The sequence below is a fragment of the Lacticaseibacillus absianus genome (assembly GCF_013407595.1).
GTDB classification, from domain to species: domain Bacteria; phylum Bacillota; class Bacilli; order Lactobacillales; family Lactobacillaceae; genus Lacticaseibacillus; species Lacticaseibacillus absianus.
Map to the genome: position 1 here is coordinate 290,032 of NZ_JABEKX010000002.1, position 19,968 is coordinate 309,999.

27 protein-coding genes are annotated in these 19,968 nt (G+C 57.3%); 19 read left to right on the forward strand and 8 right to left on the reverse strand.

The features are described 5' to 3' along the window. Window positions 1-87: 87 nt before the first annotated feature. Complete coding sequence (locus HII33_RS06530; protein WP_179395005.1) at window positions 88-588, forward strand: hypothetical protein; 501 nt, start codon at window positions 88-90, stop codon at window positions 586-588. Window positions 589-843: 255 nt separating this feature from the next. On the opposite strand, the gene HII33_RS06535 is transcribed toward HII33_RS06530, so the two are convergent. The 4 genes from HII33_RS06535 to HII33_RS06550 all read right to left on the reverse strand — a co-directional run bounded on the left by HII33_RS06535 (window position 844) and on the right by HII33_RS06550 (window position 6,013). Continuing rightward, entirely contained in the window at window positions 844-2,145 is a 1,302-nt protein-coding gene (locus HII33_RS06535) for a Y-family DNA polymerase (protein ID WP_179395006.1), read from the reverse strand. A gap of 116 nt (window positions 2,146-2,261) precedes the next feature. Beyond that, window positions 2,262-2,834 (reverse strand): hypothetical protein, encoded by a 573-nt coding sequence (locus HII33_RS06540; protein ID WP_179395007.1) that lies wholly within the window; start codon window positions 2,832-2,834, stop codon window positions 2,262-2,264. Window positions 2,835-2,849: 15 nt separating this feature from the next. Further along, window positions 2,850-3,623 carry a hypothetical protein gene (locus HII33_RS06545; RefSeq protein ID WP_179395008.1) on the reverse strand — a complete coding sequence of 258 codons (774 nt, stop codon included), beginning with the start codon at window positions 3,621-3,623 and terminating at the stop codon, window positions 2,850-2,852. A gap of 143 nt (window positions 3,624-3,766) precedes the next feature. Beyond that, a complete protein-coding gene (locus tag HII33_RS06550; protein WP_343036837.1) occupies window positions 3,767-6,013 on the reverse strand; it encodes an LTA synthase family protein in 2,247 nt (748 codons plus the stop codon). A gap of 155 nt (window positions 6,014-6,168) precedes the next feature. Here HII33_RS06550 and HII33_RS06555 point away from each other — a divergent pair, with 155 nt between their 5' ends. The 3 genes from HII33_RS06555 (at window position 6,169) to HII33_RS06565 (ending at window position 9,497) form a co-directional block, all read left to right on the forward strand. Beyond that, window positions 6,169-6,765, forward strand: a complete 597-nt coding sequence (locus tag HII33_RS06555; protein ID WP_179395009.1) for a VanZ family protein — start codon at window positions 6,169-6,171, stop codon at window positions 6,763-6,765. A gap of 399 nt (window positions 6,766-7,164) precedes the next feature. Beyond that, window positions 7,165-8,016 carry a GRP family sugar transporter gene (locus HII33_RS06560; protein WP_179395010.1) on the forward strand — a complete coding sequence of 284 codons (852 nt, stop codon included), beginning with the start codon at window positions 7,165-7,167 and terminating at the stop codon, window positions 8,014-8,016. A 140-nt stretch (window positions 8,017-8,156) separates the two neighbouring features. Next, complete coding sequence (locus HII33_RS06565) at window positions 8,157-9,497, forward strand: glucose-6-phosphate isomerase (protein WP_179395011.1); 1,341 nt, start codon at window positions 8,157-8,159, stop codon at window positions 9,495-9,497. A gap of 101 nt (window positions 9,498-9,598) precedes the next feature. Here the strand turns inward: HII33_RS06565 and HII33_RS06570 are convergent, their stop codons facing one another. From HII33_RS06570 to HII33_RS06585, 4 genes are all read right to left on the reverse strand, one after another. Then, on the reverse strand, window positions 9,599-10,855 hold the full coding sequence (locus HII33_RS06570; protein ID WP_179395012.1) for a tyrosine-type recombinase/integrase: 1,257 nt from the start codon (window positions 10,853-10,855) through the stop codon (window positions 9,599-9,601). Window positions 10,856-10,996: 141 nt separating this feature from the next. Next, complete coding sequence (locus HII33_RS06575; protein WP_179395013.1) at window positions 10,997-11,956, reverse strand: hypothetical protein; 960 nt, start codon at window positions 11,954-11,956, stop codon at window positions 10,997-10,999. A gap of 49 nt (window positions 11,957-12,005) precedes the next feature. After that, window positions 12,006-12,410 (reverse strand): ImmA/IrrE family metallo-endopeptidase, encoded by a 405-nt coding sequence (locus tag HII33_RS06580; protein WP_179395014.1) that lies wholly within the window; start codon window positions 12,408-12,410, stop codon window positions 12,006-12,008. Continuing rightward, entirely contained in the window at window positions 12,400-12,792 is a 393-nt protein-coding gene (locus tag HII33_RS06585; protein WP_179395015.1) for a helix-turn-helix domain-containing protein, read from the reverse strand. The genes HII33_RS06580 and HII33_RS06585 overlap by 11 nt, the downstream gene beginning before the upstream one ends. A gap of 142 nt (window positions 12,793-12,934) precedes the next feature. Here HII33_RS06585 and HII33_RS06590 point away from each other — a divergent pair, with 142 nt between their 5' ends. The 15 genes from HII33_RS06590 to HII33_RS06660 all read left to right on the forward strand — a co-directional run bounded on the left by HII33_RS06590 (window position 12,935) and on the right by HII33_RS06660 (window position 19,962). Next, window positions 12,935-13,171, forward strand: coding sequence for a helix-turn-helix transcriptional regulator (locus HII33_RS06590; protein ID WP_179395016.1), 237 nt, complete (start codon window positions 12,935-12,937; stop codon window positions 13,169-13,171). Beyond that, on the forward strand, window positions 13,168-13,308 hold the full coding sequence (locus HII33_RS06595) for a hypothetical protein (protein WP_179395017.1): 141 nt from the start codon (window positions 13,168-13,170) through the stop codon (window positions 13,306-13,308). Before HII33_RS06590 ends, HII33_RS06595 begins: the two co-directional genes overlap by 4 nt. 51 nt (window positions 13,309-13,359) lie before the next feature. Next, window positions 13,360-13,527 carry a hypothetical protein gene (locus HII33_RS06600; RefSeq protein ID WP_179395018.1) on the forward strand — a complete coding sequence of 56 codons (168 nt, stop codon included), beginning with the start codon at window positions 13,360-13,362 and terminating at the stop codon, window positions 13,525-13,527. Between the two features lie 86 nt (window positions 13,528-13,613). Further along, window positions 13,614-14,159, forward strand: a complete 546-nt coding sequence (locus tag HII33_RS06605; protein WP_179395019.1) for a hypothetical protein — start codon at window positions 13,614-13,616, stop codon at window positions 14,157-14,159. Further along, window positions 14,144-14,458 carry a hypothetical protein gene (locus HII33_RS06610; RefSeq protein WP_179395020.1) on the forward strand — a complete coding sequence of 105 codons (315 nt, stop codon included), beginning with the start codon at window positions 14,144-14,146 and terminating at the stop codon, window positions 14,456-14,458. Before HII33_RS06605 ends, HII33_RS06610 begins: the two co-directional genes overlap by 16 nt. After that, window positions 14,455-14,703 (forward strand): hypothetical protein, encoded by a 249-nt coding sequence (locus HII33_RS06615; RefSeq protein ID WP_179395021.1) that lies wholly within the window; start codon window positions 14,455-14,457, stop codon window positions 14,701-14,703. Before HII33_RS06610 ends, HII33_RS06615 begins: the two co-directional genes overlap by 4 nt. A 2-nt stretch (window positions 14,704-14,705) precedes the next feature. Beyond that, window positions 14,706-14,918: a hypothetical protein gene (locus tag HII33_RS06620; protein ID WP_179395022.1), complete on the forward strand. Its 213-nt coding sequence runs from the start codon at window positions 14,706-14,708 to the stop codon at window positions 14,916-14,918. Window positions 14,919-14,926: 8 nt separating this feature from the next. Further along, window positions 14,927-15,859, forward strand: a complete 933-nt coding sequence (locus HII33_RS06625; protein WP_179395023.1) for a DUF1351 domain-containing protein — start codon at window positions 14,927-14,929, stop codon at window positions 15,857-15,859. Between the two features lie 14 nt (window positions 15,860-15,873). Further along, a complete protein-coding gene (locus HII33_RS06630; protein WP_179395024.1) occupies window positions 15,874-16,587 on the forward strand; it encodes an ERF family protein in 714 nt (237 codons plus the stop codon). Window positions 16,588-16,600: 13 nt separating this feature from the next. Further along, a complete protein-coding gene (locus tag HII33_RS06635) occupies window positions 16,601-17,308 on the forward strand; it encodes a putative HNHc nuclease (RefSeq protein ID WP_179395025.1) in 708 nt (235 codons plus the stop codon). Further along, the gene (locus HII33_RS13965; protein ID WP_179395026.1) at window positions 17,305-18,261 is read left to right on the forward strand and encodes a DnaD domain protein; all 957 of its coding nucleotides are present in this window, start codon (window positions 17,305-17,307) and stop codon (window positions 18,259-18,261) included. The genes HII33_RS06635 and HII33_RS13965 overlap by 4 nt, the downstream gene beginning before the upstream one ends. Further along, window positions 18,248-18,541 carry a LexA family protein gene (locus HII33_RS06645; protein ID WP_179395027.1) on the forward strand — a complete coding sequence of 98 codons (294 nt, stop codon included), beginning with the start codon at window positions 18,248-18,250 and terminating at the stop codon, window positions 18,539-18,541. Before HII33_RS13965 ends, HII33_RS06645 begins: the two co-directional genes overlap by 14 nt. Continuing rightward, window positions 18,519-19,181 carry a hypothetical protein gene (locus HII33_RS06650; protein ID WP_179395028.1) on the forward strand — a complete coding sequence of 221 codons (663 nt, stop codon included), beginning with the start codon at window positions 18,519-18,521 and terminating at the stop codon, window positions 19,179-19,181. The genes HII33_RS06645 and HII33_RS06650 overlap by 23 nt, the downstream gene beginning before the upstream one ends. Beyond that, window positions 19,178-19,756, forward strand: a complete 579-nt coding sequence (locus HII33_RS06655; RefSeq protein ID WP_179395029.1) for a DUF1642 domain-containing protein — start codon at window positions 19,178-19,180, stop codon at window positions 19,754-19,756. The genes HII33_RS06650 and HII33_RS06655 overlap by 4 nt, the downstream gene beginning before the upstream one ends. Next, complete coding sequence (locus tag HII33_RS06660) at window positions 19,753-19,962, forward strand: hypothetical protein (RefSeq protein WP_179395030.1); 210 nt, start codon at window positions 19,753-19,755, stop codon at window positions 19,960-19,962. The genes HII33_RS06655 and HII33_RS06660 overlap by 4 nt, the downstream gene beginning before the upstream one ends. Window positions 19,963-19,968: the final 6 nt, after the last annotated feature.

Genomic DNA, 19,968 nt, shown 5'->3' on the forward strand with positions numbered 1-19,968 from the left:
CGAGCGATGCTCGGCTATTTTTTTGCTTGCAAGTGAATACGATGAGGATTACTCTAATGGATATCTAATTCTGGGGGGCGCTTGCGCATGAATCGATCGATCAAAGTCTTGCTTGCGCTGGTGGTGGGCTTAGTCGTCACGCTGCCGGCCATGGGGCTGGTCGTCGCGGTCTTGGGGGTGGCGGCACTGTTAGCTGGAGTCACGTGGGCCAGCGTTAGCGGCCCCCTGTCGGTCGCTGCCGGGGGTCTGGCCATTGGGGTGGGGTTGCTGGTCACCTTGTTGCTCGGCGGCTGGTGCACGCATTTTCACCACGCGTCGCTGTACTGCCGCTTAGCGACCGGGGTGCACCGAGTCCCGGTGACCATCGACTTGTGCGGCAGGACGATCTGTGCGCAGCTGTGGCTGAAGGTCCGGCTGCAGCGTCGGCGGGGCCAGACGTGGTCGAGCGCGATCGAACAGGCGGTCGCCGCGTATTTTGGAGACGATCTGCGGGACTACCTGTTGCGAATGGTCCAAGAACAGCACGGCGTGGCGGTGGCCGATGCGATGAGTTTGGCGGATGAGCACACCTATCACTTTTCGCTGTGAGTGCGTCGTCGCCAAGTGAAGGGGCTGTGCCATAACGCGGTTTTAGCCCAGAGTATAAGAGGCGCTCCCCTGAAAAACCCGAACTTAGGTTTTGCAGGGGAGCGCTCTTATACGGCTTGCGCTGCCCGTTCGAACGCAGTGAGTTACAGGCAGACATGCGTTAGAAAGGGCGTTGTGTTAGAAAGGGCGTTGCGTTATGGCGCGTAACGTTCTGGAATAGTCGTGCCACCAGAGGTTATGTCACAATCCCTTTTTTTATTCGTAGGCGTTGCCGCCGTTATGGCCACCGACTAGGCTGGCGCGGTCGATGGCGGTCCCACCGAGCAGCTTACTTTTAGCGTAGACGAGCTTGGTGAACCCGAAGCGGCTGCGGATCATGTCGGTCGTGCGGGCCAAGTCGCTGCGATGGACCTGTGTGCTGACGGCCTCGAACAGGTTCAGTTGTTCACCGGTGTCGGGGCTGAGCGCGCCAGTCGAGATGGCGACGTTGCGGATCACCTGGCCCTCCCAGTGCGCGCGAAAGAGGTGGATCACCGCTGCGGCCAGCAGGTCATCGCGGTTGGTCGGCGGGATACGCATCGCGTGGGTGAACCCACCGCGTCCGTCGGCGGCGCTGGCGGCGTAGGAGAACCCGATAGTCAGCGCGACGGTGCCCGCTTGTTGCCGGTGGTGGCGCAGGCGGGCGGCGACTTGTTCGGCGAGTTCCTTGAGCACGACTTCGATCTGAGTCTGCACGGCGTAGTCGCGCGGCAGGACCTGCGAGTTCCCGATGCTCGGGGCGCGGGTCGGCACCGTGCGTGCGAGCTCGGCGCGATCGATCCCCCAGCTCAGGGCGAACAGCTGGGTGCCGACGATGCCGAATTCGTGTTTGAGTATGGCGGGCTCGGTGTGCGCAAGGGTGTAGAGGCTCGTGATATGCAGCCGGTGCAGGCGCTTGGCTGTCCGGTGCGCGATGCTCCACACGCTGGTCAGGTCGGTGATCGGCCACAGCTTCTCCGCGATCTGGTCGTAAGACAGGGTGCCGATCAGATCGGGCGTGTGCTTGGCGTAAAGGTCGAGCGCCAGCTTGGCCTGTACCGGGTTGCACCCGATGCCGATCGTCAGGTACAAGCCGAGCTCAGCGCGCACAGTGTGTTGGATCAGCTGGGCCACCGCGTACGGCGTCGGGCCAAATAACCGCCAGGTGTGGGTCAGATCGAGGATCGACTCGTCGATCGAATAGGGGCACAGCGCCGTGTCAGGCACGAAGCGGCGAAAAATGTCGTTGATCGCCAGGTTACGCTGGATGTATAGGGTCATGCGCGGCGGGACGACCAGCAGTGCGTCGTCTTGCGGGAGGTCGCGCTGGCGGCTGACGTTGGCCTGCAAGCCGTAGCGTTTTTTGGCGAGCGGGCTAGTGGCCAGGATCAACCCCCCGTTGGTGTTGGCTTGCTCCGACATTACGACCAACGCGGTCTCCAAGGGGTGTAACCCACGGACCGTGCACTCGACGGAGGCATAGAAGGATTTGTTGTCGATCAAAAAGACGACGCGATTGGATTCGGGAACGTACAGCATCAGATCACCTCGCCTTATTATACGAACGTACGTTCCCTATATTCAAGTCCGAAGTTGCCCGGTGTCGCACAAAAATACCCCGGGTCGACGCGGCAAGCGGCAGCTCGGGGTAGGCTTCAATTCGGCTGAACGGTGGTGGTGAGCGTCGGGGCAGCCCACCAGCTCGTGTCGGGGTGCGCCGTGATCAGGTTCTGGTCTTGCGTCAACAGGATCAGGCTGCTGCCGGTCTGACGGACGAGCTTGTCGGCCACGTTGAGGAAGTAGCGCTTGTCCGGCGGCGTCATGCTGGTGGGAAAATCGGCCATCAAGAGGAACTGACGCCCGGCAAAAAGGCCGCGGAACAACTGGAGGTACAGGGCCTGAACCGGCGTCAAGGGGGTGGCCGGGCCGTCGAGCAGCGGGAGTTCGCGCCGCAGGTCGGCGGGGATGATGTCCAGCGGCTGTGTCTGACCGTTGATCAACAGGTTGGCGCGTAGACTGAGGTAGGGGACAATACCTGCGTCGGCCTGGCTGATCACCCCGAGCGCTTTGGTCGCGCCGTTGGCGACGAAGGCCTGAGTGTACGTGTGGTAGCACGTCGCGAGCGCATCGGCGTCGGGCGTGTAGACGAAGTACAGCCCGGCCGGCGTGAATAACTGCCTGAGCGCAGCCTCGAAGGACTTAGCAGCGCGGATATGAAAAATCGGCATGAGATCCCTCCAATGTCAGGGGCGCCCTTGGGGTGTCGGCGCGGTGCGTTGTAAGTGGCGGCGTAGGCGGGTCAGGCCGACGCCCCACCCGAGCCCCTGCCCGGCGAACAAAGCACCCAGGCCAGCGGTCAGCGTCTGTAGACTACCGCTAATCGTCGTTGTCGGTGCGGGGTCAGCGGCTGGGCGTAGCAGGCCCGGGCCGTTGAAACTCGTCAGGTGGGCATGCATCAGGCGCGTGATGTCCTTGAGTGCGCTGGCGCTGCTCAAGGCGCGGTCGAGTCGGGTGGTGAACGTCGCCTGCGCCAGTTGGTGCAGGGCGTTACTCAGGGTCGCCCCAGCCAAGGCGCACAGCAGCCACAGGCCGGCGAATGCGAGGGTGAAGACCAGCACGCTTTCGAGCAGGTACTGGGCGGCGATGTCACCCAGAGGTTTGCCCACCATCAGATAAGCGGTCGTCTCGCGTCGGCGGCGCCGGTTGAACCATAAGGCGAAGCCAAACCCCAGCAGGGTCACTGCCGCGACGAGGCCCCACCAGCCCCAGGTGTAGCGTTGATCAAGGGTGACGTAGGTCTGCTTCACAGTATCGAGCACGCTGGTCGCCTGGGCGAGGGCTTGGTCATCGAATTGCGCCAGGCGGTCGCTGAAGCCGGCACGCATGCCGGCGGTCGCCACTTGACAGCTCAGGAGCAACAGGCTCGCGGCACAGAACAGCAGTGCGACGAGCAGTTCGCCGAGGTAGGCGCGGCGGTGGTATCGCAGCGCCCCCAAGGCGCGGTCGATAAAACGCATGATGTCACCTCACCTTATAGGACTCAGTATAGCCAGCACTTTTGAATAATATATGAACTTCCCCGGAAGAATCCCGCACGTCAGGCTTTTGCCGGGACGGCAAAAACCCCTGAATGCGTCGCATTCAGGGGCCTGAGTCAAGGTCATTGAGATTTGATGAGTTGTTTGCCGTCCGGACGAGGGATCACCGGCGTGGCCTGGTCTGCCACGGCGCTCGGGTACTGGGTGATGACGCTGCGGTCTTTGGCGACCTCCGGGGCGTCGGTCACGTAATGCCCGATCGCCGTCTCGTCTTGGTTGCGTGAATACAGCGACGTGGACTGCGCGCCGTGTTGCGCTTCGGCCTGGAGCATCAGTTTCAGGCTGTTCGTGAAGTCGGCCTTGGTGGGGTCGACCGGGGTGAAGCCCGATGGCACATAGAAGCGCAGGAGGTTCTTGGTCGCAAGGGTGTCGGAGAGCGTGAGTCGATCGTCGACGGACTGCTGCGCCGCGGCCAGCTTCTTTTTGAGTGCCGCGTCTGGCGTGACGACTTCACCGGTACTGTTGCGGTAGACGGTGCTCCCGAGCACCGTGTATTGCGGGGTGACGAAGTTGTGATTGCGAAAGGCGACGACGGCGTTATGGGCAGGGGACAGCAGGTCGGTCCCGAACTGGACGAATTGACGGGTATCGACACCCAGCAGGTGCATCAGCGTCGGCAAGACGTCGATCTCCCCACCGTAAGTGTGGTCGATGCCGCCCTTGAGGCCAGGGGCGTGAAAGATCAGCGGGACGCGTTGCAGGTTGGCGTCATCGAAGCTGGTCCAGTCGCTCCCGGTATCACCGGTCGGATCCGACACGCTTTGATTCAGGACTGAGGCCAGCGTCTGGTTGCGGTCGTTGGAGATCCCGTAGTGATCGCCGTACATCATGATGAGCGAGTGATCGTACAGCCCGCTGCGCTTCAGGTAGGCGAAGAATTCCTTGAGCGCGGCGTCGAGGTAGTGGGCGGTGCGGAAGTAGCCGTTGATATACGCGTCGTCGGTGCCAGCGTCTGGAAAATCGGTGTCGGTGTTGGTGATGAAAAACGGGTAGTGGTTGGTCGTGGTGATGATCTTGGCGTAAAACGGTTGCTGCAAGTGCTCGAGGTACTTGCTGGTCTCCGCAAACATCAGCTTGTCCTTGATCCCGTACTCGGTCGTCGTGCCGGAATCATGGGCGTAGAAGCTCCCGTCGAAAAAGTAGTCGTAACCCAGGCTCTTGTAAGTGTTCGTGCGGTTCCAGAAGGTCCCTTCGCCGCCGTGGAACACCGCGCTGGTGTAGCCGGCGTACTGCTCCAGCAAGGCCGGCGCCCCTTGGAAGGTGTTGTCGGAGCCAAGGCTAGAGAAGAGTGAGCCAGTGGAAAGACCAAAGGTGCTGGTCTCCAACATGTTCTCGGCATCGGACGTTTTGCCCAGGCCGACTTGGTGGTAGAAGTTGTCGAAGCTCAGTGTGTTCTGGTCTTTGATCAAGCTGTTCAAAAACGGTGTGACTTCTTGCCCGTCGATCTTGGCCCCGATCAAGAACTGCTGGAAGGACTCCAAGTGAATGATGATGACGTTCTTGCCCTTCGCTGTGCCGAAGCGCGTCGGGTCGGGGGCGGCGTAGTGCGCCTTGGTGTAGGCGAGCACCTGATCCATATCGGCGCCGTCTGCGCTGGCGCGGACCTGGTTATTCTGGGCGGTCTGGAAGGCGTCGTAGACTGTGAACGGCGCCAGGCCGAGGTATTTGACGATGTAGTTGCGGTCGAACGTCCGCGTCAGCAGTTGCGGCCGGTTGAGCTCCGAGACGGCCATCGTGACGGCAAAAACCGCGACAGACACCGCGGTGACTGCCTGAGGCACATGGTAGCCCAGCGGCTTGGCGTCAAGCGTCAGGCCGAAGTGAGGCCAGCGGGCGGGCTGGTGGTGGATGAAGCGCCAGAGGTTCCACGCGCCGTAGCCGAGTACCGCGATCAGCGCCAGCGCGAGGTCGATGAAGTAGATCGCGTCGCGCCAGATGATCATGTTGACGAAGCTGCCTCCGAGCCCGGACGAGACGTTCTTGACGCTCATGACGGTCCCGACGGTCATGAAGTCGGTGAACTCACGGTAGTACAGCACGTTCACAAGCAACAGCACGGTCAACAGTAGGTAGATCACCCCGGCGGTGAGGTAAGCGCGCCGCGGACTGCGGATGTATAGGGTCAGTGAGAGCAAGGCGGCACTGATCCCCAGTGGGTTGATGAATAAGATGATCTGCTGCAGGGCGCCAGTTGCGCCGAGGGTGAAGTCGACGTAGTAGGCGAACAGCGTCTTCAGCCAGATCAGGATCAATAGTAGGCAGAGATAACCGAGGCGCGTCGTGCGCAGCCAGTTGATCAGGTTTTTCACAGCTTCCTCCTAGTCGGTTTGTCTTGGTTATTGTACCTGTATCCCGCAGGCGGGGCAAACCTCACCGGCTTTTGTAAGAATGACTTAAACCCCGTGAGTGGGTCCCGCACGCGCCGAGCCGGTTGGGTACAATGGATAGAACAATGGAGGGGCGTATGCTGTTTTTAGGACCGGTGTACCAGTTTGTGCGCGCACAGCTGGAGGGCCGTATCAACCACTGGCCGCTGGTGCGACTAGTCATGTATTCATTAGACAAGACGATCTTGTACCTCGTGTTGTTCGTGCTCGTGCGCTGGGGGTGGCGGCGCCTGCACCACCGGCCCCTGAAGTGGGGGCATGAGCTTACGGTGACCTTATTTGCGGGGTATGTCATCCTGCTGTTGATGCTGACCGTTTTTCGTCAGTGGTACTACCCGTGGCAGCTTCACTGGTACTTCGACCACCCGGTGCGGGACATCAACTTCACTCCGCTGGTCGAGACCCTGAAGTTGCGCGCCGGGTTCAGCCAGTTCGATTTTTGGTACCAGTCGTTGGGCAACGTGGTCTGGTTCATCCCGTTTGGCTTCGGGCTGCCTGCGGTGCGACGCCGCCGTCCGCGGTGGTGGACGGTGTTGACCGTCAGCGTTCTGTTCTCGCTTGTGATCGAGACGATGCAGTTCTTGCTCTACAGCGGTGTGGCCGATGTTGACGACCTGATCTTCAACACGGTGGGGGCGCTGATCGGTGCGGCGCTTTACTATCTGATCTTCTGAGCGCGCGGGTGACCGCGCGTTTTTGCGTGTGGGGGCACAGGGGTTGGATAACGAATACGCAAGGCCCCGCCACCGGCAAGTCGAACGGAAGCTTTCAGAAACATCACGACGGCCCGGTGCTTTTGTGAAAGCGGCGGGTTCTAGGTGGGTGACACGGCCGAAAAATCGCTTGAATTCAGAAAAACTATGCGCGATCGCGCACAAATCCGGAAGTGCCAGCCTGACGCTGGTCTGGACCGATTGGCGACTGAACACAGAGGCGTGCAACCGATTTCGGTATCCGTTTTCACCGCGACGACGCCGGTGCCATGCGCTTGCGTTGAAAACGAAACCACGATAAAATAACTACTTGTGGTTTTTACCTGTGACCCGAACAACGACTGAAAAGAGGAATACGACATGGCAATCATTATCGCGCTGATCCCCGCACTGGCTTGGGGCTCGATCGGTCTCGTCAGTGCCAAATTAGGCGGTAACGCATACCAGCAGACACTCGGCATGACGCTCGGGGCGCTGGTCTTCGGCATCGGGACGTTCATCTTCATGCACCCCGTGTTGGACACGAAAGTCTGGGCGCTGGGCATCCTGTCCGGGCTCTTCTGGAGCCTGGGCCAGAGCCAGCAGTTCCAGACGATGAAATACATCGGGGTCTCCATGACCGTTCCGATGTCGACGGGGATGCAACTGGTCGCCAACACGCTCGCGGGCGCCTTGTTGTTCCATGAATGGCAGAGCGGCCAAGACATCACGCTGGGCCTGATCGCCTTGCTGCTGCTGGTGTTCGGGGCGGTGCTGACCTCGCGGAAGGAAAATACAGGGGACGCGGCGGCGCAGACCTCCTTTGCCAAGGGGCTGCGGACTCTGCTAATCTCGACGGCCGGCTACGCGGGCTACACCATCGTGGTCAACGCCGGACACCTGGACGCAACGGCGGTGGTCCTACCGCAGGCGGTCGGGATGGTCGTCGGCGCCACGCTGTTTTCCATCGGGCACGACGCGTTCAACCGGGAGACCGGCAAGAACGTGCTGACCGGTCTACTCTGGGGCACCGGGAACGTGTTCATGCTGATGGCGATGAGCCAGGTCGGCTTGGCGATCGCGTTTTCGATGTCGCAGATGGGAATCGTGATCTCGACGTTCGGCTCGATCTTCCTGCTTGGCGAACGCAAGACGCACAAGGAGATGACCTGGGTGACGTGGGGGTCGCTTTTGATCATCGCCGGCGGGGTCGTTTTGGGCATCATGAAATAAGCCCGCATGGTATACTGACAGCAAGGTGTGTTTTGCGAACAGGACTTATCACATTCGCATTGGTATGCCTTGCTTTTTCGTGAAAAGATGCTTAAAGTTGAAACCGAAACCTGATCACTTTTAGGAGGAACAGACTTATTATGGCTCACATTTCATTTGATTCATCCAAGCTGGGCAAGTTCGTTCACGAGAATGAACTCGGCCAGATGCAGGCGCTGGTCACAGCGGCTGACACCGAACTGCGCGAAGGTACCGGTGCCGGCGCGGATTTCCGCGGCTTCATCGACCTGCCTGTCGCTTACGACAAGGACGAATTCGCCCGCATCCAGGCGGCGGCCAAGAAGATCCAATCCGACTCCGAAGTCTTCGTTGCCATCGGGATCGGTGGGTCCTACTTGGGCGCGCGTGCGGCCATCGACTTCTTGTCCCACACCTTCCGCAACGCGGACCCGAGCCGGCAGTTGCCAGAAGTCTACTTCGCCGGTAACTCCATCTCGAGTTCCTACCTGGCCGACCTGCTGGACGTGATCGGCGACCGCGATTTCTCGCTGAACGTGATCTCCAAGTCTGGGACCACCACCGAGCCGTCCATCGCGTTCCGCGTGCTGAAGGCAAAGCTGATCGAGAAGTACGGCAAGGATGAAGCCAAGCACCGCATCTACGCGACCACCGACCAGGCCAAGGGTGCGCTGAAGTCCGAATCCGATGCAGAAGGCTACGAAGAATTCGTCGTGCCGGATGACATCGGCGGGCGCTTCTCCGTACTGTCTGCGGTCGGCTTGTTGCCGATCGCCGTGGCGGGCGGCGACATCGCCCAGCTGATGCAAGGGGCCGCAGACGCGCGCACTGAGTACAGCTCCGCGGATCTGACTAAGAACGAGGCCTACCAGTACGCCGCTTACCGGAACATTTTGTACCGTAAGGGCTACACCACCGAACTGTTAGAAAACTACGAACCGACCCTGCAGTACCTCGGCGAATGGTGGAAGCAACTGATGGGTGAATCCGAAGGTAAGGACCAAAAAGGGATCTACCCATCTTCCGCTAATTTCAGTACCGACCTGCACTCCCTGGGGCAGTACATCCAAGAAGGCCTGCGGAACCTGATGGAAACCGTGGTCTGGGTCGAACAGCCTAACCACGACCTGACGATCCCGGCTGAACCAGGGTCGCTGGATGGCCTCGAATACCTCGAAGGGCGGTCTATGGCGGAAGTTAACCGCAAGGCCTACGAAGGCGTCGTGCTGGCCCACACCGATGGTGGCGTGCCGGTCATGACCGTCTCCATCCCGAAGCAGGATGCCTACACGCTGGGCTACCTGATCTACTTCTTCGAAGCTGCGGTCTCCATCTCCGGCTACCTGAATGGGATCAACCCATTCAACCAGCCTGGCGTAGAAGCTTATAAGAAGAACATGTTTGCCCTTCTCGGCCGGCCTGGCTATGAAGACATGACCAAGGAACTGAACGCGCGCCTGTAAGACCGCGGTTTTCATCGATCGGGTGCAACGCTGGACGGCGGAAACAATGCCCAACATTTGCTCGAAACCAACCTTTGGTTAAGAAAATGGTTAAGTCGCACTCAACCGTGATCGGTTTTTGGAGCCCTCTGAGGGCTCTTTTTTTTGCTCTTGGCGAGGTAGTCGTTGAGCTTCTTTGTTGCCGATTTCTTCACCTTGGGGCTGATCTGGGCATAGATGAGTGTGGTCGATACGTCCTTGTGACCCAGAATGTCTTTGATGTCCTCCAGCGGAACACCGGACTCACGCAGCAGGACGCCCAGCGTGTGACGCAGGTCGTGGACGACAATCTTGGGCAGCCCCGCGCGTAGCCTTGCGCGCTCGAAGGTGCCGTTGGTGCTACGATCGCGGAGCACTTTTAAGCGGTGTCGCATCTGTGTTGAGTAGCGAAAGATGAAGTCCTGTCCGCCGTCGAGCTGAGTGGTTGGGGCAAGCTTAACCACTTCGCGACGGCTGTACCAAGCGCGATTGAACTCGATCAGCGCCTCGCTAAGTCGATCCGTCATGTACAGGGTGCGAAATGAGGCGGGGTACTTGGGGTCGTCCAAGATAATGTCCTGGGAGTGAGCACCCGTTTCAGCGCGATACAGCCGGGTCTTTGTGATTTCGACGGTGTTTTGCTCAAGATCAATGTCGCTCCAACGTAAAGCCATGGCTTCGCCCTTGCGTAACCCCAGGTCTAAGATCGTCAAGAAGAAGTAGTACCACACCGGATCCTGCTCATCGTGCAGTGCTTCCAGAAACGCATCAGCCTGCTCGCGTGTCCAATAATGGAGTTGCGATTCACTGGTGCTCTGTCGGGGGAACTCGACACCGCTAGTTGGGTTCATCGGCAGGTAGCCAAGACTCACTGCCTTCTTGAGGGCGTTCGACAGAGTACCGTTGATGATGTTGACAGAGGCGCGAGATAGTGGGGCGCCATTCTCGCCACCATGGTTGAGTAGGCCTAGGATGAAGCGCTGGTGGACGTCCGGCGTATACTGGCCGAGCCGATAATGCCCGATCTTCGGGATCAGGTAGTGGTCGACCTGATAGCGGTAGATGATCATGCTGCCTTCTTTGACGTTGACTTTGAAGTGATCGATCCAGTCGCGTAGCCAGGACTCAATGGTCATGTTGAGTCGATAGCCAGTCGCGGTGGGATGGACGACGATCTCGGCCGCCTTCATCTTCGCCCAGTTGTTGGCCTCCTCTGACGAAACGAACCCTCGCTTGTGAAAGTTGGTAGGCTTGCCAGTGCGCGGACTGCGACCGGCGTAAACTTGGACTTCGTATCGCGTCTGTCCATTTTTGAGTGTGTATGATGTGACAGTTGCCATAATTTCACCTAATTTCTGGAATTGACTCTCAAATTTTACAAACTGACGTTCGGTTCGGCTGTCAAATAAAAACCCCGGATGGGGGTTTTGCTACCGGCTAACCTTGTCGGCCTCCACCAGGATCATCTTGCGGCCGGCCACCTATTCCACGCGACTAACGTAGATAAAAGTGATTTTGCCCTGGCCGTTAACCGTTTGTCTTACTTCGTATTTTCGGTTGAGTGGATCGCCGGACTGATAGATAAACTCTTTGCTATTGACTGTTTGAATCTTTGCTGAGTTTGGAAGCATCCACTGCGTTGTTAATTCTTCGATGTGGGCCTTGTCAATGTTTGGATCCTCAGGAAGTTTCCGCAGATCCATTTTGACTGTGTTAATTACACTATTGGTTATTCCAAAGGTGACTTTCAACATGCCTACGGTTCCTTGGTAGAAGCCCGCGGAGTTCTTCTTTAAATCAGAAAGATATTCTGACATGGCGCTTCTTTTGAAGGCGCCGTAAACCAGATTATTTTCTTGACTGGCAGCCTTCTTGGACGAAGCTGCAGCCGCCGCCGAGGCACTACTGGATGCAGCTTCCGCTTTACTTGATGCTTCTTCTGCTCGGCTCGAGGCAACGGCATCACTTGACTCACTAGCTGCCTGGGCAGCCGCTATTGACGAAGCTTTGGAACTTGCTGCAGAAGAGCTTGCGGCCTGCTCAGGAGTGAGTTTCTTCGGTAGTACAGTAACGGTTGCTGTTTTAAACTTGTGGCCGTGTACAGCTTTGATCGAAAGTTTTGCAGGACCTGAGCCTGCAACGATGTAAAATGAGAAATTGCCATCTGAACTTGCGTATGTCGTTTCGGATTCATTCTGTTTTGATGCGTCTGTGTATGACACTTTCGAATCGGGTAACCATTTACCCTTTACATATACTCCATACTGATCTTCGACAGATGCTTCGATAGTCGTTCCGTCAATGGAAAGATGACCGGAGTTTACAATCTTCTTTGAAGTTGTACTGGTAGTAGAATGCTTCGATTTCGAATTATTGCTAGAGGATTGCCCACAACCCGCTAGAATCAACATCAGGCAAATGCCGATTAGAGCCTTTTTCATGCCATTTCCCCCTGCCCAGCTTTTACCGTCGATCAGTCTTGGACGTGTTTTATAGTTCTGGAAAGCCGTACTCACTAACCAGGTCACGGTAGTTTTCCGGTAGCTCCCGGTGTTCTTCAACATAGTACAGGATCAGTAATGTTTCGGCGAAGCGATCGGCCTCATATTCGGACTTGTCGTCCCCGTTTGGGATCAGGCTATAGTAACTCGCCAGGCCCTCATGTAAGAGGACGTGGCCGAGTTCGTGTGCCATGACGAACGTAGACTGGACGGAATGCTTGACGCAGTTATCCAGCATCACGATCGGCTGGCCGAATACATACACGGTCTTCCCTAGGATTCCAGGTGTCAGTTCTCGCCACTGAACCTCGATATTGAGCTTGTCAGCGATTGTGAAAGGGTCGGCGGTGCCGTATCGGTGTGCGATGAATGGGACCATGTCATTAATTGCCAAAGGCACTACCACCTTTGTGACGCTGTTTGAGCTTATCCCAGAAGATCTGGGTCACTGCGAGCTGCAGCTTTGCTTTCTCGTCGTCGCTTAGCTTGTTGCCGCCGAAATTGAATGTGTTCATGGCGTCTGGATCATCAAGCCACTGCTGTAAGTCGGCAACGTCTTCTGGAGTTGCCCACTTGGGAGTGCTGTTGCTACCTAATAGATAGTCAGTTGTGACTCCGTAAATAGTGGATAACTTGGTCAGAGTCTCATAATCCGGTTGCCGGTTTCCGGACTCATAGGCGGTGTATGCAGGGCGAGTAATACCCAGTCGATCAGCGACTTCGCTTTGCGTATACTTTCTTTCCGTGCGTAGTTCTCGTAATCGCTGTGGTAACATAATGCACCTCCTGATGCCCAAATAGTAACAAACTGTGACCAAAACAAAAAGTTTCTTTTCGTTACATATTCGATTGACAGGTAACGAACCGTGACGTATTATAATGGATGTAACGAATTGATACACGGAGGGAGGTGACACAATGCGCCAATGGCTTAAAGAGCGTCGGAGCGAAATGGACAAAACCCAGGAAGAAATCGCGGGCCTCGCGGGCATAACCCGCCCGGCATACAACATGATTGAGACCGGAAATCGGCGCCCAAGCGTATCGGTCGCAAAGAAGGTCGCCAAGGCAATGCACTTTGATTGGACCATTTTTTTTGCCGATGAAGGTAACGAAGTGACACCTTCGACGAAGTCAAAGGAGGTAACTCAATGACCGGCAAGAAAGACGACGATCTCGACAAGCGGGTGCAAGACTTCGACCGCAAAGTCATCGTTGACTACCTAACGCCGATCATTGTCAGTGCACTGACGACAATCCTCATTTTGATGTTGTACTCCTCAGACAAGTAGGCCGTGGGGGCAGATGAAGCGAGTCAAAAGATATTGGGAGGGGGTGAAGCCATGCAGCAACGGACGCGGCAGGAAATGATCGACTATCTCCGCACCAACCGGCCAGACGTGCCAGCCAGCAACTGGGCCTTCTATGAAGACCAGGAGCTGGCACAGCAAGTCGAGCTGATGAAGCGCTGGGTAGTCCAGCACACCAGCGACGAGCTGGCTATGGCGTAGCGAACATGTTTACTACACCAACATTCTAACCAGAAGATGGCTGGAAAAGATGCACAACTTTTCCAGCGTGGGGAGGTTGAAGATACATGAAGATGCAACTTGCAAGTCCACTAACGCGCGCGTTGATCAAGGTTGACGGGACGCAGAGGTGGCTCGCCCAACGGGTGGGCAAGAGCAAAAGCTCAATCAATAACTACATGCACGGCTCGCCGGTCGCTAGTGACGACGCCGTGGAGATCGCAAACGTGCTCGGCGATGACCACTTCTCGCAAGAGCTAGGCAACATGCTCCTGGGGCTGATCAAGAGCTTTACGGGACCCAGAATACCGGGTGATCTGACCTCGCTACTGGTCTACGACGACTTCGAAGAGGCTGAGGAAAAGCGTTATCTCGAAGACAAGAATATCCGCATGGTTCTATCCAACCCAGAGCCGCTGGACGACGCTGAACAGGCCGCGTTACGCGACTACTTGCTGGAGAAGCTAGACAGCACGGTCATGGACTTGACTCTGCTGACGGCGGGATCAGCCAAGCTTGGAATTACCCTTGCACAGCTTTTCCGCGAGCGGACGCCAACGTATATCAGAAAGCACTACATCCGAAAGGAGGACGCAGGATGGCAAGCCAAGTAATTGATCTGCGCAAGCACAAGACGATGCCGGAGCCCACCCCGATCGCCGCTCAGCAAGCCGAAGTAAGAAAAGCCAGCAAGCGATCCAAGGTCGAGGTCCTGATGCGAGCAAGCGACGTCGCCAAGTACGCGCAAGTCAGCCCATCTACCGTAACGCGGTGGAAGCAGGGTTGGACGGGCGAACCGCTTAAGTTTGAAGGCCCTGGCCGCACGCAGACGGTCGATCTTGAGTATTTCAAAGAGTGGCATAAGCGCAACAGTGGTCGCTCGATGGATCCCAGCAAAGGAGTGAAAGCATGATGCACCCATTACAAACACTGTTTGAAAAGGCGGACAGCTACATGAGCCGCCACCCGAAGGTCTCCGAGTTCTTCGACTGGGAAGGCCAGCCGGTGAACCCAGACAACGATCCCAGTGAAGCCCCTGGCTACTGGGACGACAAAAAAGCCCCAGCGGCGGCCACCGCTGAGACTTCGGCACTAAACAAAAAAATCATCTACCTCAGTTTAGCACGACAGCAGCCGATGCGAAAGGTGGTCAAGTAATCATGGAGACGACTGACGCACTCTTCGCCCACGATCGCGAGCAACAGCTAGCCGCCGAGGACTACGGCTTCGGCAGTCACACCCCCATGGTGGACTGGCAAGGCGACCCGCTACGCGCATCTGGCGAGTATCTGATCTATCGCAACGACATCATCGAAGTAGACGACGTGGCGGCCTATCTACTGGCCCACGGTGCCGAGACGATGACACTTTAGGAGGTAACATGGCAAACGAAGTTCAAAAGACTTTGACCTATAAGGTCAATTACACCAAGCCAGAAATCGAAATCGCCAACTACGATCAGCTCGCCGACACCGTCAAGGCGTTCTCCGCCAAGTTCAAGGACATGGTCGTCACCGAGGAAAGTGTGGCCGATGCGAAGGCAGTTTTGGCTGACTACCGCAAGCTGGCAACATCACTCAACAAACGCCGTATCGAGATCGGCAAGGACTACAACGCGCCGCTCAAGGCATTCAAGGGCAAGGTTGACGACCTGATCGCGATGCTCGACCAAGCGAGCGGTCCGATCGACGCGGCCGTGAAGCAACTCAGCGAGGCTAAGCGCGCCCGCCGGAGTGAGGCACTCGACGACACGATCCAGGAGATGCTGCCAAAATACGAGCTTGAGCTGAGCGACATGGACGAGATCCCGGGCCAGTGGCTCAACGAAGCCAACTGGAAGCAAGACGACACGCCACGGCTACCGCTGATCCGACTGATCGGAGATCATCTCCAGGGCCTACGCGACCGCAAGGCGCGCATCGCCGCCGACCGTACTGCCGCCAAAGCCTACGCCGAGAGCAATAACTTGGAGCCTGCAAGCTGGCTCGTGATGCTTGACGAGGACCGCACTTTCGCCGAGGTCCAGCCGCTGATGGATAAGGCGGTCGCCCAGCGAGAGCACGAAGAGAAGCAAGCGCGGGCACGTCAAGCCTACGAAGAGGCTATGGCGAAGATGAGCCAGGAGCAGCACGGCGACAAGACGATCGACACCGAGACTGGCGAGGTTATCGAGCAGATGCCTCTTCCCGAGGAACCGCCTATGCCGGAGCTGCCAACTGGTACGATCATCAACTTCCTAGGCGATGAAGAAGCGCTCAAAGCCACGACCGACTTCATGCGCTACAGTGGCTACGCCTTCACGATCCTAGACTGAAAGGGGCACTCAAAATGACAGAGGAAGTCGAAGTAAAGAACCAAGCAGAGAATGCGGAAGCGCTGCTAGTCGGTAAGCTGGTCGCGGCGTCGCGATCTATCGGTGCCGTCGCCAAGGACGGCGAGAACGGCTACCAGGGCTACAAGTTCCAGAGTGAAGCGGCCATCAAAGAGGCGGTCAAGAAGGCGATCAATGATGTTGGGATCCAGATTCTGCCGTCGTATGAGATCACCAATCAGTACGACACACCGAGCAAGCGCGGGACAGTGCACATCGTAGATGTCATCGGGACCTTCACGATCACAGACGGCCGAGCATCGCTGGTGATCAAGATGCCAGGTAGCGGTCAAGACTCGGGCGAGAAGGCCACTGCCAAAGCTTGCACGAGTGCGCAGAAGTATCTGTACAAACAGCTTTTCAACATCTCAGACCGCGAAAACGACCCCGACACCGACGATAGCGATATGGGCCAGCAACAGTACCAGCAGGCGCCACAGGCCCAGCAACGGGCACCACAGGCGCCACAGCCGGCACCGGCGCAGGAGATCGAGAACTTTAAGACACTCGTTAGCGACTTCGCTCAAAAGGACGGCACCGATCCCAAGGTAATCTATGCGGTGATCTTCAACAGCGCCAAGGTTGAGCGTAAGCACTTCTCAGCCTTACTACCGGACGAGCTAGGCAGACTCAAGCGGGCCTTCAATGCCTTGCTCCAGGCGCAGCGCTAGAAAGGAGCACGCGATGTCATTGATCCTGAACGGCGATATCGAGTCGATCCAGGGCGATGTGATCACGGTGCGCGTCACACAGCCCGAGGGGGTTAACACACTGCGGGTGAGACAGCTAGCCGATGGGCGCAAGCCGTCAGCCGCAGTCGAGATCGAGGACGGACGTAGTATCAGTCCCGACCAGCGCCGCAAGATATGGGCGCTGATTGGCGACTACGCGGACTACACCGGCTATGACCCGATCGAGATGGAAGCGTGGGTCAAGGTCTACTACATGGCCGATACCGGTCGAGATTATTTCTCCATATCCTCCTGTAGTATGAGCCAAGCGAGCGACTTCCTGAACTACGTGATCAGCTTTGGATTCAAATACGAGATCCCGTGGAAGTTGAAGCACATGGACGAGATCCCGAGCGCGTACCCGCTGATGATGCAGTGCTTGAAGCACCGCATGTGTGTGATCTGCGGCAAGCACGCAGACATCGACCACGAGCCGCCGATCGGCAGCGGCCGCGACCGCACCCAGATCGACAACCGCCGATACAAGTTCTTCCCGCTCTGTCGCACGCACCACAGCCTGCGACACGAGATGGGGATCGACGCCTTCATGGACTTCTACCACATCAAGCCGGTGAAGCTCGACGAAGAAACGCTGATCAGCCTCAAGCTCAACAGCCGGGCGCAGTTCGACCGGTTCGACGGGAAGGGGGCCAGCAAGTGATTGATTACTGGAAACAGAGACGTGCATTCCGTCAGTTCAAGGTGGCGGTGAAGAAGCTCACTGTCAATCAGGTTAGCCTGTATCGCGAGTTACTCGACTACGCGAACGACTCCGGCCTATTGGCGAGACGCGACTTCCGCCTCCAGAACGACTACATCATGTCGATGACAGGCATCAAGTCTGCTGACGGCCTTTCCAAAGCACGAAACGTGCTCGTACAACAAGGGCTGATCGACTATACCAAGGGCAAGCGCAATGAGGACGCCCCGGCCTATCGCATCATCGAATTGGATCAAGCGGGCTACCCACTTGAGGGTGGTAGTGAGCAAGAACAGAACAAAACGCGAGAAAAAACGGAACAGGAAGCGGAACAGAAACCTGCACCAAACCTAAAAACGGAACAGGAAGCGGAAATGAATGCGGAACAGGAAGCGGAACAACCTGCGGAACAGGAAGCGGAACGGTACTTTACTATGACTGACTTAGACATTACTAAGACCAGTACAGACAGTCCGTCTGACGATGCCCGAGCACTATGGCAAACCGTCTGGGGCTTTCCCAACGCGATCAGTCAGCAAGACCTGACCGAGTGGATCGACGAGTTTGGCGACACGCTTGTCTGCTGGGCGATCCAGTATGCGGCCCGTCGCGACGTTCAGCCGCGCGCCGCCAACAAGTATCTGGATCGAGTGCTGACACACTACCGCGACGCAGGCGTGACGACGGTAGAGCAAGCCGAGGCTGAGGCTAAGCAACACGAGCAAGTCGCACGTGCCGCCGCGCCGCGGCCGCGATATGGTAAGCCCGCCCGCGTGGAGAAGGCCCCGGACTGGCTGGGGAAAGGCTACACGCCGCCCGAGGCGCCGCCGGACGAACAGCAGCAGGCCGACATTGACGCGGGGCTGGCTACATTGAGAGAGATGGAGGGAGACAATGCGAATGCTAACGCCTAGAGAATGGCGGGACCGATCGGTTGACGTGCTGACGCTGATCGAGGACTCGCTGGACAATCACGGCTACCCACCGACGCTGACGGAGCTAGCGACCAAGCTCGGCTTCGCCAAGGCCACGATATATGCCACTTTGCAGCACATGCAGCGTGAGGGCATGGTCGAGTGGGAGCGCAACGGAAGGCGGACCCTGTCGACGACGGAGAAGGGCGACGAACTCTACGAGGCGTCGCAGGGGCTACGGAAGACGGAGGAAGCGTATGAAAGCACTAGAAGTAGGTGACGAGTGCCTGGTCACGAAGTACGTGGCGAGCTTTGACGAGTACGGCGTGTGGACCAACTTTCACGCAGTGGTCATCAAGGTCAACGAGCACTCGGCAGTCCTAGACGTGAGCGACAGCCCGGAGCTGACACGCAAACAAAAGCGAGCGACGATCACCGGGCGGATCAACGTATCGAAACGCCACATTGACGGGCGGTTTATCGGCCATCGGCCCAACACCGTCGTCAACGCCTACGGGGGCATGCAGGCAAAGGGCCGGGGTAGCAATGGCCGGTCCTGGACGGTCGCGACCGCCAAGGAAGATCGTGAGGCGCTAGCCAAGCGGGTGCTCGGGCTTTACAAGAAGGGCTTCACCCGCTCACAAGCGGGCAAGCTACTCAACCGCCGCCCGGAGACGATCGCCCGAGCCGAGCGCGAGACGGGCATTGTCCCGCCCCAGCGCATGGCAGCACGGGTGATGAAGCTAGACGGGGAGGTCAAGTATTACACCCGCCGCGCGCAGGCGGCCCAAGAGTATGGCCTACCAGCAAAGAAGCTACACGATCGTGGGACGCACGAGGTCCCCGGCGCGATCCTCGAAGCGGGTAGCTGGGTGATCTTTGACGGCGAAGTGCATGAATACCGGGAGGGAAGAAAATGAGTTCATTGGCAGTACAGAACGAAAAAGGCGAGTGGCTTAGCTATCGCGGCGGCGAGCATGTGTGGGGACCTTATGCAACGGGATTTCCAAACGGCGCACGAGCTCAATTATACGCCGACATGAACGGTGGCCACGTGGTCAAGCTGACTGAGGAACAAAAAGTCAAACTACCGCGAGAGGTCGGGGAAGAACTCGACGAGTATAAACGTGGGTTTGAACATGATATTGATGTACTAGATTTGTTGGCTGACGTGGACATGAGCTTATCTGAACTTCTAAAAACAAACAAATGGATTTACGACAGTGATGGAGACCGTTCCGACCATGCTAACAGGATAATCGACGCTTACCGATACGGTTGGGAGGATGAACCGGAAGCTAAGTGGTATGTGCAGACGCCCAAAGAGTGGTGGGAAGACAAAAACAAGCCAGAATGTTTTGATTTAGACTCGATGGGTATTTCAGACGGACTTAAGTGCAAAGAATATGCCGCTCAGTTCACCCGTGCCGAGCTCAAGAAGTATCACTTTGACAGCGACATCTTTACGCTGGTGCCAGTGGGGGAATCGAAATGAAACAAGGTATGCAAATGCTACACGGTGAAGTTTTTATTGTAAACGGGAAGGGCGCAAATCAAATCATCACGCGGGTATTTAGCGATGATGAAGTCGCTGCTATCCGCATGATTGTTCGAGACGAAATAGAGCGACACGAAGATGAAACCGCCAAGTTTATTGATGAGTCACACAAAGCAGGATTTGACCCATTCAATGGGATCTAAGGAGGT

Excerpts from the sequence above, each read along its gene's own strand:
- HII33_RS06530 (WP_179395005.1), top strand. The coding sequence starts at position 88 with ATGAATCGATCGATCAAAGTCTTGCTTGCGCTGGTGGTGGGCTTAGTC.
- HII33_RS06535 (WP_179395006.1), bottom strand. The coding sequence starts at position 2,145 with ATGCTGTACGTTCCCGAATCCAATCGCGTCGTCTTTTTGATCGACAAC.
- HII33_RS06540 (WP_179395007.1), bottom strand. The coding sequence starts at position 2,834 with ATGCCGATTTTTCATATCCGCGCTGCTAAGTCCTTCGAGGCTGCGCTC.
- HII33_RS06545 (WP_179395008.1), bottom strand. The coding sequence starts at position 3,623 with ATGCGTTTTATCGACCGCGCCTTGGGGGCGCTGCGATACCACCGCCGC.
- HII33_RS06555 (WP_179395009.1), top strand. The coding sequence starts at position 6,169 with ATGCTGTTTTTAGGACCGGTGTACCAGTTTGTGCGCGCACAGCTGGAG.
- HII33_RS06560 (WP_179395010.1), top strand. The coding sequence starts at position 7,165 with ATGGCAATCATTATCGCGCTGATCCCCGCACTGGCTTGGGGCTCGATC.
- HII33_RS06565 (WP_179395011.1), top strand. The coding sequence starts at position 8,157 with ATGGCTCACATTTCATTTGATTCATCCAAGCTGGGCAAGTTCGTTCAC.
- HII33_RS06570 (WP_179395012.1), bottom strand. The coding sequence starts at position 10,855 with ATGGCAACTGTCACATCATACACACTCAAAAATGGACAGACGCGATAC.
- HII33_RS06575 (WP_179395013.1), bottom strand. The coding sequence starts at position 11,956 with ATGAAAAAGGCTCTAATCGGCATTTGCCTGATGTTGATTCTAGCGGGT.
- HII33_RS06585 (WP_179395015.1), bottom strand. The coding sequence starts at position 12,792 with ATGTTACCACAGCGATTACGAGAACTACGCACGGAAAGAAAGTATACG.
- HII33_RS06590 (WP_179395016.1), top strand. The coding sequence starts at position 12,935 with ATGCGCCAATGGCTTAAAGAGCGTCGGAGCGAAATGGACAAAACCCAG.
- HII33_RS06595 (WP_179395017.1), top strand. The coding sequence starts at position 13,168 with ATGACCGGCAAGAAAGACGACGATCTCGACAAGCGGGTGCAAGACTTC.
- HII33_RS06600 (WP_179395018.1), top strand. The coding sequence starts at position 13,360 with ATGCAGCAACGGACGCGGCAGGAAATGATCGACTATCTCCGCACCAAC.
- HII33_RS06605 (WP_179395019.1), top strand. The coding sequence starts at position 13,614 with ATGAAGATGCAACTTGCAAGTCCACTAACGCGCGCGTTGATCAAGGTT.
- HII33_RS06610 (WP_179395020.1), top strand. The coding sequence starts at position 14,144 with ATGGCAAGCCAAGTAATTGATCTGCGCAAGCACAAGACGATGCCGGAG.
- HII33_RS06615 (WP_179395021.1), top strand. The coding sequence starts at position 14,455 with ATGATGCACCCATTACAAACACTGTTTGAAAAGGCGGACAGCTACATG.
- HII33_RS06620 (WP_179395022.1), top strand. The coding sequence starts at position 14,706 with ATGGAGACGACTGACGCACTCTTCGCCCACGATCGCGAGCAACAGCTA.
- HII33_RS06625 (WP_179395023.1), top strand. The coding sequence starts at position 14,927 with ATGGCAAACGAAGTTCAAAAGACTTTGACCTATAAGGTCAATTACACC.
- HII33_RS06630 (WP_179395024.1), top strand. The coding sequence starts at position 15,874 with ATGACAGAGGAAGTCGAAGTAAAGAACCAAGCAGAGAATGCGGAAGCG.
- HII33_RS06635 (WP_179395025.1), top strand. The coding sequence starts at position 16,601 with ATGTCATTGATCCTGAACGGCGATATCGAGTCGATCCAGGGCGATGTG.
- HII33_RS06645 (WP_179395027.1), top strand. The coding sequence starts at position 18,248 with ATGCTAACGCCTAGAGAATGGCGGGACCGATCGGTTGACGTGCTGACG.
- HII33_RS06650 (WP_179395028.1), top strand. The coding sequence starts at position 18,519 with ATGAAAGCACTAGAAGTAGGTGACGAGTGCCTGGTCACGAAGTACGTG.
- HII33_RS06655 (WP_179395029.1), top strand. The coding sequence starts at position 19,178 with ATGAGTTCATTGGCAGTACAGAACGAAAAAGGCGAGTGGCTTAGCTAT.
- HII33_RS06660 (WP_179395030.1), top strand. The coding sequence starts at position 19,753 with ATGAAACAAGGTATGCAAATGCTACACGGTGAAGTTTTTATTGTAAAC.